Here is a 16320-nt window from a genome sequence, read left to right on the forward strand (position 1 = left end):
CTGTCGTTGGACGGACCGCGCGTCTAGTCCCTGTCAGTAGCGTCCAAGGCTCGTTCTATCTGCTGATTCGCCCGCTGCTGGTTGCGGTGAATCGCCTTGGCGTAGAAGCGGAACAGGACGGCGATGCTGTGACCTGCCCGGCGTGCGACTTCGGCCGGAGAGACGCCAGACTCAAGCCAGAGGGAGACACCCGCGTGGCGCAGGGAGTACGGCACGCCAGCCAGCGGCGAGGCTGCTTCGGATTCCGTGAGCGCTACGAGCCGGGCAGCCTTCCAGACGGCCCCGTATTCCCTGGACAGTAGGCCGCCGCCCTGGGCGGCACGGAACAGCCGGCCGTCTTCGGAGGTCCCGAACTCCTTCAGGTGCTCGCGGACCAGGCGTACGAGGACAGGGGGAATCGGGACGGGCCGGGTTGTCTTGCGTGCTCGCTTCTTCAGGCCGCGCGTGTCGAACGACTCGCCGGTGTCGGTCCAGCCGGAGCCGACGCGGGACGTGCTCGTCGACAGCAGGACTTCACCCCAGCCTTCTTCCGGAAGGGTGAAGTCATCCTCACGGAGATTGGCAGCCTCACCAGGGCGATTGGCCGCGTAGCAGAGGCAGCCGAAGAACGCCATCAGGTGTCGTCCACGTTCGCCCTGGTCACCGACAGCATCGATCAGCGCCTTTGCCAGCTTCGGACCGGGGACGAACCGGAAGTCGATCTCGTCGTCCGTTTCGGGCGGAGTCCAGTCGACCTTGTCGAGAGGCAGAGCTGTCAGCGACCCCCGTTCCACCGCGTACCGGAGACAGTTGCTGAAGACCGTACGCTTGCGCTTCACCGTGTTCTCGGCAGCGGCCGTGCCGTCCTGCTTCAGCTTCAGAGCGTCGAGTGCTGTGCGCACCACCGAGGGCGTGTTGAGGCCGGTCATGTCCACGGACTTCCGGCTGACCCAGTCCAACGCGGCCACGATGTCGGCAGGCGGCTCTTCGACGTCGAGACGGGAGTTCAACGTCCCGTCGTCGCCGAGGACGAACTGATAGACCCATGAGTAGAGCGCAGTCCGGAGCATCTTGCGATCCGGGGCCCCACGGCCGTCCTTGACCAGCTTCGGCGTGATGGTGGCCAGAGAGTCAGCGATGCTCGCGCGGTGCTCGGCTGAAGCGCCAGGCCACTTCATAGCCGCGTACGCGCGGGTGTGGGCGTACCAAGTAGTGGAGTTGAGCGCCTGCACTTCCGAGGCGGGCAGCCCGGTTTCCGTGTCGAACTGCTCGCGGTTGCGCAGCGCGGTCATCAGCTCTGAGCGCCGACCGTCGGCCTGAGCCTTGATCTTGTAGCTCTTGGAGAAGGGCCGGGGCCCGACTCGCCACCGGAGCTGGTAGGCCGCAGCGCGGTTGGGCCGTTTGCGGATACTCCAGATCTGCGCGTCGTAGGTCAGCACGCTTCCTGCACCTCGCAGGCGTCGAACCAGGCGTCGAGGTCGGCCCGCCGTATTCGGATCTGACCGTTGGGGAGCTTCAGGTGCTTGGGGGCTTGGCCCCGCGCGCGCATGCGGTAGAAGGCGGCACGGGACACCCCGATCTCGGCGAGAGCCTCCCCCAGCTTCAGCGTCTGCCTGTTGGCCTTGGTCGGAGTGGTCACAGCCAGGGATCTCCTTCGGACTTGACGCGTTGGGTGTGGGCTATGTCGTGGCGGACTTGGGCAGCGAGGAGTTCTTCGCCGGGGCGGTAGCCGCTGCTGAGGTAGGTCCAGGAGGAGGCGGTGACGAGGGTGGTGTTCTCGTCGGTGGTGGGGAGGCCGGCGTGGGCGCGGGCGGCTTCGGCCTGGGCGAGGCGCCAGGCGCGGCGTACGTCGCGGAGGGCGCCGAGGGTGGTGGAGTAGGCGCGGGATTTGCTGGAGAAGTGGCCGCGGAAGCCGAGCATGTGGGCCCACTTCCAGAGCTTGAGTTCGGCGAACTCCGGCAGGTGACCGAGGGACCAGGCTGTGCGGATCATCTGCCGTACGTGGTGCTGGACGGGCAGGGCCTTGATGGGTTCGGCCTGTCCGGTGCCGCCGCAGTCGGCGCACCGGTCGTGGAAGTGGTCGGGGCCGCGTACGTAGCCGCGTCCGGCGCAGGGGCGGCACATCAGGGTGCGGTCGACGGTGCCCGTGCCTTCGGCGTTCTTGGTGGCGTACTTGGCGATGTATCCGGCGACCTTGGCGTCTGTGTACTCGGCAACCCTGGCGTCGGTGAGTTCGCCGTCGCCCAGGGCGGAGATGGGGTCGATTTTGAACCGGCGGCCCCAGGCGATGACTCGTTCGCCGATTGCGTCCGACTCGACGGTGAGCCGGGCTCGCTTCCGAGCCAGGCCCACGGCGGTTTTCAGGGCGTCGAAGGTGGCCTGGAGCACCGTGACCGGCCGTATCTCGGCTGATCGAACCTGCGACACCCGCTTTAGGAGCGAGGTTGGGTGACCACTGGCGTGACCTGCGGATTCCCTGCCTGAGGCGCTGGCCGGCGGCATCGCTCTGGCGAACCCTGGTTCCCCGTGAGTCCCCGTACGTTCTGGCACGAGAGTGGCACGGCCCAGACTGCGCCGTGCCCTCTCGATGCGAACTATGGGCGTGAGGGTCGCTGAGGTCTCCTGGGCTGGTACGGCGGATGGCTGGGGGCACCGGCGGTCGGCACTGGCCGATGGGGTTGCTGTACTTCGCTGCTGTACTGCACAGCCCCGGGCGTCGTCGTATAGGTATCCGCCCCGCTCGTGCCGCTTGGATGTGACGACACGTCTGACCAACGCGGGGAGGCGGGTGGTCGGCCCCTCGAACATTCACGTCCGGCCCGCCGCCGGACGCCACATCAGAGTCTGAGGGCCGCGAAAGGCCATCAACACTCGGGATCGACACCACAGCCGGTGTGGCCCGCCTGTCTTCACCCGTTTGGCTCGTCTGCGGGTTCGTGCGCGTGCGGCGCGATACGGCGGCGCCTACTGTCGCCGATACGGGGCAAATCGCCACGAATCATGAGCATGGGAGGTCGCTATGAACTGGGACCCGAAGAAGGAGTACAGGGACGGCCAAACCGTCTTCCACAACGGCCAGAAGTGGGTTGCCATCCAAGATGTCCCGCCCGGTCAGACGCCGGGTGAGGACAACGGCAACTTCTGGGAACGGGGCTAGTAGTGCTCTGAAGTCCTGCGCACGCTGCGAGTCGGCGCCAGCCGGTGCCACCGTTCCGCACCGACGGCAACCCTGACGGCAACGACAGCACACAGAGGCCGTTGATCACGACCCTCGGCGATCAGCCGGACGGAAGGCGCAGCCCCCGCCCAACACCCTGGCCGGTCCTACGGATCAGAAGGTCATAGTCCGTGGGTTGAGCAGTGCCGGGGGCGGACAACGCGGTGCTGTCGGCGGCTGGAGAAGAGCCACTGGACCCCGTGTGGACCACGCCCCTGCAAGGCGGCGAATCCCGGTGTGCGGTTACCCGCTCCGTCCCAGGTGGACGGAGCGGGGAGGCGTGCCCGAGCGGCCGAAGGGAACGGTCTTGAAAACCGTCGTGGCAGCGATGTCACCGTGGGTTCAAATCCCACCGCCTCCGCACAGGTCATAAAAGACGCAGGTCAGAAGGGGTGCCCCCGCTTTGGGGCACCCCTTTTTTTCACGCCTGTCCGCCTGTCCGCCTGTCCGCCTGTCCGCCTGTCCGCCTGTCCGGCAGTCCGTGCCGGCCGTCCGGGGCGGGACCTCACCGCCTGTGCCCCGACATCCGGGCCGCCGAGGCGATCGTCGCGCGGGCCTCGCGTTCCGTCAGGCCGGTGTTGAGGGCCGCCTCGGTCAGGGCGTCGGTCAGGGCGGGGCCGAGGCCGTTCTCGTAGGCGCGGCAGGCGGCCCAGAACAGGCGGGTGTTGCGCTGGCCCTCGTGTGCGGACAGGACGAACTGGACCAGGCCGCGGCCGTGGTCGCCCGGGGTGGAGGGGCCAGGATGCGGGCCGCGGGGCGGGGGCAGCAGGAGGCGCAGGAGGGACGGCGGGCAGGGGGCGGGGGCGAGGTGGGTGGTGCCGGGTGCGGTGGTGTAGACGCCGTGGTCGGTGCGCGAGCCGGGGCCCACGAGGTAGCCGCCGGCGCCCCGGATGTCGATGCCGGGGGCGAGGCGGCCGGCCGAGTTCGGTACGACGACGTCCGGCGGGCCGGTGAGCCAGAGATGGCGCCCGCCGCTCGGCGTCCGGACGACGACGGTCTCGGGGATGGTGAACAGGTGGCGCAGGGCCAGTTCGCGCAGGGCGGCCGAGGAGTCCGTACCGGTCTTGGTGTCCAGGTCGACGCCGATCAGGTGGTACGGGGGCAGCCCGCAGGCGATGCCGTAACCGGTGGCCCAGGGGGCGGCGGTGAACATCTCGCGGATGCGGACGGGGTCGGTCGAGGCGTCGTACACGCCGTGGCCGAAGCGGCCGCACGCCCCGTGGCAGCGTGGGCCGGCCGGGTCGGGGTCGTCGTGGTGGGGGGAGCGCAGGGCCGGGAGCTTCGTCCGGGACAGGGGGATGACGGCCAGGCCGCGTTCGGCGGCTGACAGCGCGTGTGCGAGGGCCAGGGTCGTGGCCTGCCGGTCGGTGGTGGCCATGGATCCATGTTCGTACACGCGTTCGAAAAAGGAAAGGGGGGCGCGCGGGGCGTGCCCGGGGGTGAGGGGTGCGCGGAGCGTGTGCCGGAACGGTTCACCCCTTGTGCCCCTTGGGGGGTGAAAGGGCCGACGCGCGCCTCCTGGGTGGAGACAGGGCAAAAGGAGGCGATAAGGGTTTATCGACTTGTCATCACGCTTGCGTGCTAATCGAGGCTTCCGGGGTGGTTCGCCGTGGATTCGGTGGGTAACTCTTGATTCGCGACGTCGTCCAGACAGTCGAGGCGGTCGGCCAACTGCCTTGATACAAGCCACAGTTCACGTACTTCTGGCCCACGGGCCGCTTTCTGGAGGAACAAGATGGCAAGCATCCGTACCGCCCGCGTCGTCGCCGTCGTCGCCGCTCTCCCGCTCGCAGCAGCCCTGTTCGGCGGGGTCGCTGCCGCGGACAACGGCGCCATCGCGGGCCACGGATCGAACGCCGGCGTGGCGAGCGTCGTCGGCAGCGGTGTCGGCCACGACAACTTCGGCAACTCGTCCACCACCCAGCAGAGCGCGGTCGGCGCCGGTGCCAGGAATCAGAGCAACACCGCTCAGGTCAACGGCTCCGCCTTCACGGCCATCCAGCAGGGCAACGAGAACGTGTCCGTCAACTTCGCCGACCTCTGGTGAGCGCGGGGCGAGGTCCCTCCCGGTGAGGGCCCTCGTGGGGTGTGCTTCGGGGTCGCAACACGTCGCGCGGCGGCACTTCGGTGCCGCCGTGCCGGCGTTTTACCGCGCGGCCCGGACGGTCCCCGCGGTCTGGGCCGTCGGCGCGGTCCGGTCCGTCCGGCCGGGAGTGGCCGGTCTTGACACCCGACGAGATCTGACGGACAGTCAGAAACCTTCCCGGGAAGGCCGCGCACGGAACGGTGAAGCGGGCGGAGAGGGCGGAGAGGGGGCTTCAATGAGCGGGAGGAGTGCGGAGCCCGACGCACTGGGCGCACGGCTCAAGGCGTACGAGGGGCGGGCCGCCGCTGCCGCGGGGGCGGGCAGGGACCCGGTGAACAGGCCGATGATCCGGCACTGGTGCGAGGCCATGGGCGACACCAACCCGGCCTACAGCGGCCCGGACGCCATCGCCCCGCCCACCATGCTCCAGGCCTGGACGATGGGCGGCCTGTCCGGACACCAAGGCCGCTCCGGAGCCTACGACGAACTGCTGGGCCTGCTCGACGCGTCGGGCTGTACGTCGGTGGTCGCCACCGACTGCGAGCAGGAGTACCTCCGGCCGCTGCGTCCGGGCGACGAGGTCACCTTCGACGCGGTGATCGAGTCCGTCTCCGGCCGCAAGACCACGAAGCTGGGCACGGGGTACTTCGTGACGACCCGCATGGACGTACGAGTCGCGGACGAGCTGGTGGGCACGCACCGCTTCCGCATCCTCAAGTACGCCCCCGTGCCCCGCACACCGCCGCCCGCGCGCCCCCGGCGGCCCCGGCCGGTGGTCAACCGGGACAACGCCGCCTTCTGGCAGGGCGTGGCCGAGCACCGGCTGCTGATCCAGCGGTGCACCGGCTGCGGCACCCTCCGGCACCCCTGGCTGCCGGGCTGCAACGCCTGCGGCTGCCTGGAGTGGGACACGGCCGAGGCGAGCGGCGCGGGCACGGTCTACTCGTACGTGGTCATGCACCACCCGCCCTTCCCGGCCTTCACCGAATCCGGTGCCGCCGGTGCGGCGGGCCCGTACGCGGTCGGGCTCATCGAACTCGCCGAGGGCGTGCGGATGGTGAGCAACGTGGTCGGGGTGCCGTACGACAAGGTGCGCATCGGGCTGCCGGTCCAGGTGGAGTTCCGACACTACGACGACGGCGCGGGCGGCGCGGGCGGCGAGGGCGGCGAGGACGGCGAGGGTGCGCTGGTCCTGCCGGTCTTCCGGGTCGTCGAGGGCGAGGGCTGCCGAAGTGCTCCGGGAACCGGGGGAGTTGAGCGCGAGTGGGGAGTGGGACATGACGACGGCGTTCACGGGGGCGATGACGGCGGGCGCCGAGCTGCCGCCGCTGGAGATCCCGGTCACGCGGACGCTGATCGTGGCAGGGGCGATCGCGTCCCGGGACTACCAGGACGTGCACCATGACGCGGAGCTGGCCCGGCAGAAGGGCTCGCCGGACGTCTTCATGAACATCCTGACGACGAACGGCCTGGTCGGCAGGTACATCACGGATTACTTCGGGCCCACGGCGGTGCTCCGCAAGGTGGCCATCAGGCTGGGGGCGCCCAACTACCCGGGGGACACGATGGTGTTGACGGGCGCGGTCGAGTCGGTCGACGGCGACACCGCCACCGTGCGCGTCGTCGGCGCCAACGGCATCGGCCGGCATGTGACGGGCACGGTGACGGTCACGGTCCCGGCCCGGCAGCCCCGGGAAGGTGGGTCATGAGCGGACGGGCACGCGACACCCTGGGCGGGCGGGCCGCGGTCGTCGGGATCGGGGCCACCGAGTTCTCCAAGGACTCGGGGCGCAGCGAGCTGCGGCTGGCCGTGGAGGCGGTGCGGGCCGCGCTGGACGACGCGGGGCTGGCGCCCGCCGACGTGGACGGGATGGTGACGTTCACGATGGACACCAACCCCGAGATCACCGTGGCCCAGGCGTGCGGGATGGGCGAGCTGTCCTTCTTCTCGAGGGTCCACTACGGCGGCGGCGCGGCCTGCGCGACCGTCCTCCAGGCGGCACTCGCGGTGGCGGCGGGCGTGGCGGAGGTGGTGGTCTGCTACCGCGCCTTCAACGAACGCTCGGGCCGCAGATTCGGCGCGGGCGTGCAGCACCGGGAGCCGTCGGCGGAGGGCGCGGCGCTCGGCTGGGTGCTGCCGTTCGGGCTGCTCACCCCGGCCTCCTGGGTGGCGATGGCGGCCCAGCGGTACCTGCACGCGTACGGGCTGGCGCCGGAGGTGTTCGGGCACGTGGCCGTGGTCGGCCGGAAATACGCGGCGACCAACCCGGCGGCGTACTTCCACGGCCGCCCCCTGACGCAGGCCGAGCACGCCGCGTCCCGCTGGATCGTGGAGCCGCTGAGGCTGCTGGACTGCTGTCAGGAGACCGACGGAGGGCAGGCCGTCGTCGTCACCTCCCTGGAGCGGGCCCGGGACCTGCCGCATCCCCCGGCCGTGATCGCGGCGGCCGCGCAGGGCGCCGGCCGGGCGCAGGAGCAGATGACCAGCTTCTACCGCGACGATCTGACCGGCCTGCCGGAGATGGACGTCGTCGCCCGCCGGCTGTGGCGCACCTCCGGCCTCGGCCCGGCCGACATCGACGTGGGGATCCTGTACGACCACTTCACGCCGTTCGTGCTGATGCAGCTGGAGGAGTTCGGGTTCTGCGGGCGGGGCGAGGCGGCCGGTTTCGTGGCCGAGGAGCGGCTGCCGCTCAACACGCACGGTGGCCAGCTGGGGGAGGCGTACCTGCACGGGATGAACGGCATCGCGGAGGCGGTGCGCCAGCTGCGGGGCACGGCGGTGAACCAGATACCGGGAGCGTCCCGGACCCTGGTGACGGCCGGCACCGGGGTGCCGACGTCGGGACTGATCCTGACGGCGGACGGCTGAGGCCACGGGCCCGGGCCCGCACCGGAGCCGGGCCCCGCGCCGGCCGGACTCAGGGTCGAACCCGCAGACGGGGCGTACCCGCACTCCACCTTCAGGAGGTGGAGCCTGCCCCACCCCTACAACCTGAGGGGGACTCCGCTTCGGGACCTGCGGGCGATCCGCCGGGGCGGGTCCCGCTCCTAGCGTGGAGCCATGACCACACCCGTCTGCACCAGCGCCTCGGCCGCCGCCGCACCAGCGGGACAGACCCTCCCCCACGCCCGCCGCCGGCCGAGCGGCGCGACCCCCGCGTACCCGTCGTTCGCGTCGTACGTCAGGGCCCGCCAGCCGGTACTGCTGCGCACCGCGCGCTCGCTGACCGCGAACCCGAGCGACGCCGAGGACCTGCTGCAGACCGCGCTCGCCAAGACCTATGTGGCCTGGGACCGGATCGAGGACCAGCGGGCGCTGGACGGCTATGTGCGCCGCGCGCTGCTGAACACCCGGACCTCGCAGTGGCGCAAGCGCAGGGTGGACGAGTTCTCCTGCGACGAGCTGCCGGAGCCGGAGCCGGTGCCCGGCGACGACGACCCGGCCGAGCGCCAGGCGCTGCACGACGCCATGTGGCGGGCGATCTCGAGGCTGCCGGCGCGGCAGCGGGCGATGGTCGTCCTCAGGTACTACGAGGACCTCAGCGAGGCCCAGACCGCCGAGGTGCTCGGGGTGTCGGTGGGCACGGTGAAGTCGGCGGTGTCGCGGGCGCTCGGCAAGCTGCGTGAGGATCCCGAACTGGGACTCGTGCGCTAGTGCCCCGCCTGTTGGGGCACTAGCTTCCGTTCCGTGACGAACCACCTAGTGACATACCGCGCGGTATGTGCGCAGAATCAGCGCAGCCTCTACTCCCGCGTAGGCAATGTCGCCAGGAGGATCCCTTGCTGAGCACCATGCAGGACGTACCACTGACCGTCACCCGGATCCTTGTGCACGGGGCGCTGGTGCACGGGCGGTCCCAGATCATCACCTGGACCGGGGAGGACGAGCCGCAGCGGCGCAGTTTCGCCGAGGCGGGGGCGCGGGCCGTACAGCTGGCGAACGCCCTGCGGGACGAACTGGGCGTCGGGGGCGACGACCGGGTGGCGACCCTGATGTGGAACAACGCCGAGCACGTGGAGGCGTACTTCGCCATCCCGTCCATGGGCGCGGTGCTGCACACGCTCAATCTGCGGCTGCCCGCCGAGCAGCTGGTGTGGATCGTCAACCACGCGGCCGACAAGGTCGTCATCGTCAACGGCTCGCTGATCCCGCTGCTCGCGCCGCTGCTGCCCAAGCTGCCGACCGTGGAGCACATCGTCGTCTCCGGCCCCGGCGACCGTACGCCCCTGCAGGGCACGCACGCCCGGGTCCACGAGTACGAGGAGCTGATCGCGGGGCGGCCGACGCGGTTCGACTGGCCGGAGCTGGACGAGCGCCAGGCCGCCGCCATGTGCTACACCTCCGGCACGACCGGCGACCCCAAGGGCGTGGTGTACAGCCACCGTTCGATCTACCTGCACTCCATGCAGGTCAACATGACCCAGTCGATGGGGCTGACCGACCAGGACACGTCCCTGGTCGTGGTCCCGCAGTTCCACGTCAACGCCTGGGGCCTGCCGCACGCCACGTTCATGACGGGCGTCAACCTGCTGATGCCGGACCGCTTCCTGCAGCCCGCGCCGCTCGCGGAGATGATCGAGCGCGAGCGGCCGACCCACGCGGCGGCCGTCCCGACGATCTGGCAGGGCCTGCTCGCCGAGCTGACCGCGCGCCCCCGGGACGTCTCCTCGCTGACCCAGGTCACCATCGGCGGCGCGGCCTGCCCGCCCTCCCTCATGCAGGCCTTCGACAAGCTCGGCATGCGGGTCTGCCACGCCTGGGGCATGACGGAGACCTCACCGCTCGGCACGGTGGCGCGCCCGCCGGCCCACGCGGTCGGCACCGAGGAGGAGTTCGCCTACCGCCTCACCCAGGGCCGCTTCCCGGCCGGCGTCGAGGCCCGCCTCACCGGCCCCGGCGGCGAACGCCTGCCCTGGGACGGCGAGGCGGCGGGCGAGCTGGAGGTGCGCGGCAACTGGATCGCGGGCGCCTACTACAACGGCCCCGACGCCGAACCCCTGCGCCCCGCCGACAAGTTCAGCGAGGACGGCTGGCTGAAGACCGGCGACGTCGGCACCATCTCCCCCGAGGGCTACCTCACCCTCACCGACCGCGCCAAGGACGTCATCAAGTCCGGCGGCGAGTGGATCTCCTCGGTGGAGCTGGAGAACGCGCTGATGTCCCACCCGGACGTCGCCGAGGCCGCGGTGGTCGCCGTGCCCGACGAGAAGTGGGGCGAGCGCCCGCTGGCCACGGTCGTCCTCCGTGACGGCGCGAGTGCCGACTTCACGGCCCTGCGCACCTTCCTCGCCGAGGAGGGCCGCATCGCCAAGTGGCAGCTCCCCGAGCGCTGGACGATCGTCGAGGCGGTGCCGAAGACGAGCGTGGGCAAGTTCGACAAGAAGGTGCTGCGCAGGCAGTACGCCGACGGCGAGCTGTCCGTCACCACGCTCTGACCTCTCCCGCCGGCCCCCTCGGCGCCGTACCACCGGCGCGGAGGGGCCGGCGGTACGGCGCGAGGTCCCGTCGACGACGTGGGCGTGGGCTCTTCGCCCGCCGACGTACGTCAGTTGGTGCCGATCCGGGCCAGCAGATCCACGATCCGGTCCTGCACCTCGCTGCTCGTGGACCGTTCCGCGAGGAACAGCACCGTCTCGCCCGAGGCCAGCCTGGGCAGGTCGGCCTGGTCGACGGCGGCGGTGTAGACGACCACCGGGGTGCGGTTGAGCTGGCCGTTCGCGCGCAGCCAGTCGATGATCCCGGTGAATCCGGCCCCGGCCTGGCGCCGGTGCACCTGCATCAGGTCCATCACCACGAGGTTCGGCCGGAACTGCCCCGCCAGCGTCACCGCGTCGTTGTCGCTCGCCGCGCGCGCCACCTGCATCCCGCGCCGCTCCAGCGTCGCGGTCAGCGCCAGGGCGATCTCCGCGTGCTCCTCGATGAGCAGCACGCGCGGCGGGTGCTGCTCGCTGTCGCGCGGGGCCAGCGCCTTCAGCAGCACGGCGGGATCGGCGCCGTACGCCGCCTCGCGCGTCGCCTGTCCGAGCCCGGCCGTGACCAGCACCGGCACCTCTGCGGCGACGGCGGCCTGGCGCAGCGACTGCAGGGCCGTACGCGTGATGGGCCCGGTCAGCGGGTCCACGAACAGCGCGGCGGGGAAGGCCGCGATCTGCGCGTCGACCTCCTCACGCGAGTGCACGATCACCGGCCGGTAGCCGCGGTCGCTCAGTGCCTGCTGGGTCGTCACGTCCGGCGCGGGCCACACCAGCAGCCGGCGCGGGTTGTCCAGCGGCTCCGGGGGCAGCTCGTCGTCCAGCGGCTGCGGCCGCGGCGGGTCCGCGACCTCGACGGCGCCGCCGGGACCGTCCAGCGGCTCGGGGCCCTCGGCGGCGTCGGCGTCCGGGGCACCTATGGCGTACGACCGCCCGGCGCCCTCGGTACCGGGGGCGAGCCGGGACTGCCCGGCCAGTGACGGCTGCGCTACGGCCGGCTGCGCGGGCGCCGCTTCGGCCGCCGGGTGCGGCCGGCCCGCCTGCTCCGGCTGCTGCTCCGGGCGGGTGGCCGGGTCGGGGGGCGTGCCCAGCTTGCGGCGGCGGCCGGAACCGCCCGGCGCGTGCGGCGGCGGGGTCGCCGTCGGCTGCTGCACCTGTGCGGCCTGACGCGCGAACGGCACGCCCTGCCCGAGCGTACGGACACTGATCGCCCGCCCCTGCGTGGAGTTCGGGTCGGGCGCGACGCCCTCGGCAGGGGGTACGCGTGTGCCCGCACCGGAGGTGTCGTCGGCACCGGGCCACTGCTGCGGGACGGGGGCCGCGGGGGTGCCGACGGCGGTCACGGGCGCGGTCCGGGCGGCCGGGGGCGCCGGCACGGCCTGCGACCCGTGGGGTGCCGGTGCGGCCTGTACGGCTTGGGCGACGGCCTGAGCGGCCGCCGGTGCGGGTGCGGGTGCGGGTGCGGCCCCGGCCTCGGCGGGCAGCGGCTGCGCGGCCGGGCTGCCGGCGGGCGGCGTCGCCATCGGTGCCGCCGGGAGCTGCTGCCCGGGAGCCGCCGGCTGGGCGGGGACGGGCTGTCCGGGAGCGGCGGGAACGCCCAGAGGCGCGGCCGGTACCGCCGGGGGACCGGCCTGGACCGGGATGCCCCCTCCGGCCGTACCCTGCGCCGGAAGGGCGGCAACGGGCGTGCCCTGACCGGGAGTCGGCGTCCCGGCCGGGTTCTGCCCGGCAACGGCCGCGGCCGCCTGCCCCACAACGGGCTGTGCGGATGCGGGGACGGCGCCCGGTGCTGCCGCCGCCGGCTGCGCGGCCTGAGCCTGCTGGGCCCCGGCCCGGCGGCGCCGTCCGGTCGGCGCGCTGGTGGGGTGCGGCTGCGGCGGCGTGTGGTCCTCGGCGGCGTCGAGCGCCACGGCGTCGTGCCGGCCGTCGTCACCGGGTACGCCCTCGACGGGCGCCGGAAGCGGTGCGGGCAGCTGCGGCCGCACCCCGGCACCGGCCCCGGTCACCGGGCCGGCGGACTGCGGGGAGCGGTCGGCCTCGGCCGGCGGCAGGGCGAAGACGGGGCGCGGGCCGGCCGCCTCCTGTGCCGCGGCACGCCCGCCGCGGCGGCCAGCGCACGCCGGCGCCGCCCGGTCGGCTGGGCACCCTCGGCGCCGGCGTCTTCCGCAGCACCTCCGCGGGCAGCGCGGGCGGCAGGGCCGCCTGCGCTGCGCCGGAGTCGGGGCGGGCACCCTGGCCCGCGGGTACGGGCACGCCGCCCGGCGGCACGGTGCCGCCGAGTCCGGTGGCGGCGGCGGCCGCTCCCGCGGCATGCTCGGCCGCGGTCACCACGGCGCCCTCGCTCACCGCCTCGCCGTCCACGGCGCCGCTCTCGGCGGGCCGCGGCGCCGCCCGGTACCTCCGGACCCGGCCTCCGCCGCCTCGGCCGGGACCGCGGCCGTCTCCTCGGCGGCCGCGACGGCACGCCTGCGGCGCCGTCCGGTCGGCGCGGGCGCCTCCGCCTCACCGGTCTCGCCCGCGCCGGGTACGTCACTCTCCAGGAAGGCGTCGGTGGAGGCCCGCCGGGCCCGCCGCCGTCCGCCACTGCCGACCGTGTGTCCGTCGTGACCGTCGGCCCTGCCGCTGTCCGCCACGGCGGCCTCGGCCGGAGCCGGTGCGGCGGCGACCGCTCCGGCGCCGCCGCCGATCGGCACCTCCAGCACATACGCGCTGCCGCTCATGCCCGGCACCTCGTGCGTCTGCAGCACGCCGCCGTGGGCCCGGACGATGCCGCGCACGATCGGCTCGTGCACCGGGTCGCCCCCGGCGTACGGCCCGCGCACCTCGATCCGTACGACCTCGCCGCGCTGCGCGGCGGCGACCACGACCGTGTTGTCCAGATAACCGCCCGCGGAGACGGGCGAGTTGCCGGTCGCGTCGACCCCGGCCACGTCCGCCACGAGGTGGGCGAGCGCGGTCGCGAGCCGCTGCGGGTCGACCTCGGCCTCGATGGGCGGTGCGTGCACGGCGAACTGCACCCGCCCGGGACCGATCAGCTCGACGGCCCCGTCCACACCGGCGGCGACGACGGCGTCCAGCATCACCTTCGTACGGGCGATGTCCTCGCCTCCGGCGTCCAGCCGCTGGTACCCGAGGACGTTGTCGATGAGCGTCGTGATCCTCGCGTACCCGGCCGACAGGTGATGCAGCACCTGGTTGGCCTCGGGCCACAGCTGCCCCGCGTCGTCCGCCGCCAGGGCGGACAGCTCGCGCCGCAGCTCGTCCAGCGGCCCGCGCAGCGACGCCCCGAGCAGGGTCAGCAACTGCTCGTGCCGGCCCGCCAGCGCCTCGTACCGGTCCTTCTCCCGCTCGGCGAGCGCGGCGTACCGCTCCTCGCCGGCCGCCAGCTCCTCGGCGTGCGTCTCGCGCAGCTCTTCCAGTTCGGTGACGTGCTTCTGGCGCAGCGCGGTCAGATCGGAGGCGTGCTCCTCGGAGAGCCGCTCGACCTCCTCGGCGTGCGCCTTCTCCAGCGTGGCCTTCTCCTCGGCCAGGGCGTCGAAGGGCCGCCGGTCGGTGAAGGTCATCACGGCGCCGACCAGCTGGTCCCCGTCGCGCACGGGAGCGGTGGTGAGGTCGACGGAGACCTTCTGCTCGCCCTTGGACCACAGCACCTGCCCGCGCACCCGGTGCTTGCGCCCGGAGCGCAGGGTATCGGCGAGCGGGGACTCCTCGTACGGGAAGGGGGAGCCGTCGGCGCGCGAGTGCAGCACCAGGGCGTGCAGCTCCTTGCCGCCCAGCTCACCTGCCCGGTAGCCCAGTATCTGGGCGGCGGCCGGATTGACGAGCACGATCCGCCCGTCGGTGTCGGTGCCCACGACGCCCTCGGCCGCGGCGCGCAGGATCATCTCGGTCTGCCGCTGCGAGCGCGCCAGCTCCGCCTCGGTGTCCACGGTCCCGGACAGGTCCCGTACGACGATCATCAGCAGCTCGTCGCCGGTGTAGCCGTAACCGTCGTACGCCTGCTGACCGTTCTCCAGGTTTGCGCTGGTGACCTCGACCGGGAACTCGGATCCGTCGGTCCGCCGCGCGACCATTCTCGTGGGCTTGGTCCGTCCGCGCGGGTCCATGTGATCGGGCCGCCGCATGGACCCCGGGATCAGCCGGGAGTCGAACTGCGGCAGCAGATCGAGCAGCCCACGCCCCACGAGCGCCGTACCGGGCGCCTCGAATGCCTCGAGCGCGATGGTGTTGGCGTTGACGACGGTTCCGTTGGCGTTGACCAGGACCAACGCGTCCGGCAGAGCGTCGAGTATGGCTGCGAGGCGAGCAGCGCCTCGGGATGGCCTGCTGCTCACGAGACGCTTCCTCCCTGTTACCGCACCTTGCCGACCGCTCGGGCCATCTTGCCAACCGGCCCGCGACGTGTCACGCGAGGGAGTCTAAAGGCACGCGTTGCGCTCGTGACGCCGGATGAGAGGGAGGTCCCACGAGCAAGTGACACCGGCCCCGCGACCAAGCCCTGACCACGGGCTTCGGCTCCGCAAGACTTTCGCGGGACCTTTACGCCCGCGGTGATTCGGCCAAGGACCGTCCGATAGCCGCCCCTCCCCCGGGCCGGCTAGGCCGGTCCCAGCTTCGGCAGCAGCGGCACCATCCGGTCCCAGCGGCCGATCTCGCACCCGTTGCTGCGGTCGTAGACGGCGTCGACCGGGCGTCCGGCCCAGGTGCCGGTGACATGGGCGGTGGCCGGGCCGCCGTAGATCATCGTGCACATGGAGCCGGGCGCCACCGGGGCGAAGGTGTCCCGCCCCCACTGCGTCAGCCCGTCCAGCGCCCGGCAGGCCCCGGCCGGGTCCGGATGACTGCCGCCGTCCGGGTGACAGAGCAGCTCGTACGTTCCGTCCAGCCCGGACCCGGCACGCTGCACGGCGACGGTGAGGTGATCACCGGCCCGGTCCTCGGGCCGCACGGGCGGGGGCACGGCGGGCGCCGCGACGGCGGGTACGGCGGCGAGGGCGACCAGGGCCGAGACGGCGCCGAGGGCGGGGGCGGCGACGGCGCGCACGGGCCGCCGGGGCAGGAGGGCTCGCGCCGCCGGCCGCCGGGAGGGAGGCGTCGTGTCCTGCTGGAAGAGAAGAACCATGCCCTGCCCAACGCCCCCGCCCGCCGTACGTTGCGCCCCCGTCGGCCGCTGCGTCCGGTCGCCCGCCGCACCTCGGCGGGTGGACGCGCGCCTCGCCGGGCGGAAGCCCTTTGCCCTGCGGCCCGGGTGCCTAGTACCGTGGAGGCCGATTGGTGACAGGGCACTCGGCTGTGTCATCATCTGCACGCACCACTCGCGCGCTCGCGTGAGCGGTTGTGCTGGAGGCGTCGCCTAGTCCGGTCTATGGCGCCGCACTGCTAATGCGGTTTGGGCCTTAAAGCCCATCGAGGGTTCAAATCCCTCCGCCTCCGCACCGATCCCGAAGCCCCGGTCCGTCTGGACCGGGGCTTCGGCGTTGCCGAGGCCTGCCCCTCAGACCGCCCCTCGCGGTGTTTGCGCAGGTCACAAGGGGTGCGCGGATCGGATTTCACATGACGGCGG

At 72.6% G+C, this 16320-nt stretch carries 10 protein-coding genes, 2 tRNA genes and 2 pseudogenes; 8 read left to right on the top strand and 6 right to left on the bottom strand.

The features are described 5' to 3' along the window. Positions 1–23 precede the first annotated feature (23 nt). The 3 genes from A6P39_RS22125 to A6P39_RS22135 are packed head-to-tail and all read right to left on the bottom strand — an operon-like array spanning position 24 to position 2406. Positions 24–1418, bottom strand: coding sequence for a tyrosine-type recombinase/integrase (locus A6P39_RS22125; RefSeq protein WP_067056588.1), 1395 nt, complete (start codon positions 1416–1418; stop codon positions 24–26). Next, a complete protein-coding gene (locus tag A6P39_RS22130; RefSeq protein WP_443053068.1) occupies positions 1412–1624 on the bottom strand; it encodes a helix-turn-helix transcriptional regulator in 213 nt (70 codons plus the stop codon). Before A6P39_RS22130 ends, A6P39_RS22125 begins: the two co-directional genes overlap by 7 nt. Beyond that, the gene (locus tag A6P39_RS22135; RefSeq protein ID WP_443052913.1) at positions 1615–2406 is read right to left on the bottom strand and encodes a replication initiator; all 792 of its coding nucleotides are present in this window, start codon (positions 2404–2406) and stop codon (positions 1615–1617) included. The genes A6P39_RS22130 and A6P39_RS22135 overlap by 10 nt, the downstream gene beginning before the upstream one ends. Positions 2407–3470: 1064 nt before the next feature. Here A6P39_RS22135 and A6P39_RS22140 point away from each other — a divergent pair. Then, positions 3471–3557: transfer RNA gene (locus tag A6P39_RS22140), tRNA-Ser, on the top strand. A 144-nt stretch (positions 3558–3701) separates the two neighbouring features. On the opposite strand, the gene A6P39_RS22145 is transcribed toward A6P39_RS22140, so the two are convergent. After that, positions 3702–4574, bottom strand: a complete 873-nt coding sequence (locus A6P39_RS22145; protein ID WP_067056582.1) for a bifunctional DNA primase/polymerase — start codon at positions 4572–4574, stop codon at positions 3702–3704. 357 nt (positions 4575–4931) lie between these two features. On the opposite strand from A6P39_RS22145, the gene A6P39_RS22150 reads away from it, so the two are divergent. From A6P39_RS22150 to A6P39_RS22175, 6 genes and pseudogenes are all read left to right on the top strand, one after another. Further along, a complete protein-coding gene (locus A6P39_RS22150) occupies positions 4932–5243 on the top strand; it encodes a hypothetical protein (RefSeq protein ID WP_067056579.1) in 312 nt (103 codons plus the stop codon). Between the two features lie 274 nt (positions 5244–5517). Beyond that, positions 5518–6498, top strand: a pseudogene (locus tag A6P39_RS22155) (bifunctional MaoC family dehydratase N-terminal/OB-fold nucleic acid binding domain-containing protein); the annotation flags it as partial. 85 nt (positions 6499–6583) lie between these two features. Further along, positions 6584–6991: a MaoC family dehydratase gene (locus A6P39_RS22160; protein WP_067056576.1), complete on the top strand. Its 408-nt coding sequence runs from the start codon at positions 6584–6586 to the stop codon at positions 6989–6991. Then, the gene (locus A6P39_RS22165; RefSeq protein WP_067056573.1) at positions 6988–8154 is read left to right on the top strand and encodes a lipid-transfer protein; all 1167 of its coding nucleotides are present in this window, start codon (positions 6988–6990) and stop codon (positions 8152–8154) included. Before A6P39_RS22160 ends, A6P39_RS22165 begins: the two co-directional genes overlap by 4 nt. A gap of 192 nt (positions 8155–8346) precedes the next feature. Then, positions 8347–8940 (top strand): SigE family RNA polymerase sigma factor, encoded by a 594-nt coding sequence (locus tag A6P39_RS22170; RefSeq protein WP_067056570.1) that lies wholly within the window; start codon positions 8347–8349, stop codon positions 8938–8940. Between the two features lie 65 nt (positions 8941–9005). Next, a complete protein-coding gene (locus A6P39_RS22175) occupies positions 9006–10721 on the top strand; it encodes a long-chain fatty acid--CoA ligase (protein WP_107304550.1) in 1716 nt (571 codons plus the stop codon). 110 nt (positions 10722–10831) lie between these two features. Here A6P39_RS22175 and A6P39_RS22180 read toward each other — a convergent pair. Further along, a pseudogene (locus A6P39_RS22180) lies at positions 10832–15025 on the bottom strand (PAS domain-containing protein). 329 nt (positions 15026–15354) lie between these two features. Then, positions 15355–15879, bottom strand: coding sequence for an SSI family serine proteinase inhibitor (locus A6P39_RS22185; protein ID WP_079133849.1), 525 nt, complete (start codon positions 15877–15879; stop codon positions 15355–15357). Between the two features lie 220 nt (positions 15880–16099). Here A6P39_RS22185 and A6P39_RS22190 point away from each other — a divergent pair. Further along, positions 16100–16190 (top strand) — tRNA-Ser (locus tag A6P39_RS22190). Positions 16191–16320: the final 130 nt, after the last annotated feature.

It is taken from the genome of Streptomyces sp. FXJ1.172 (assembly GCF_001636945.3).
GTDB lineage: Bacteria > Actinomycetota > Actinomycetes > Streptomycetales > Streptomycetaceae > Streptomyces.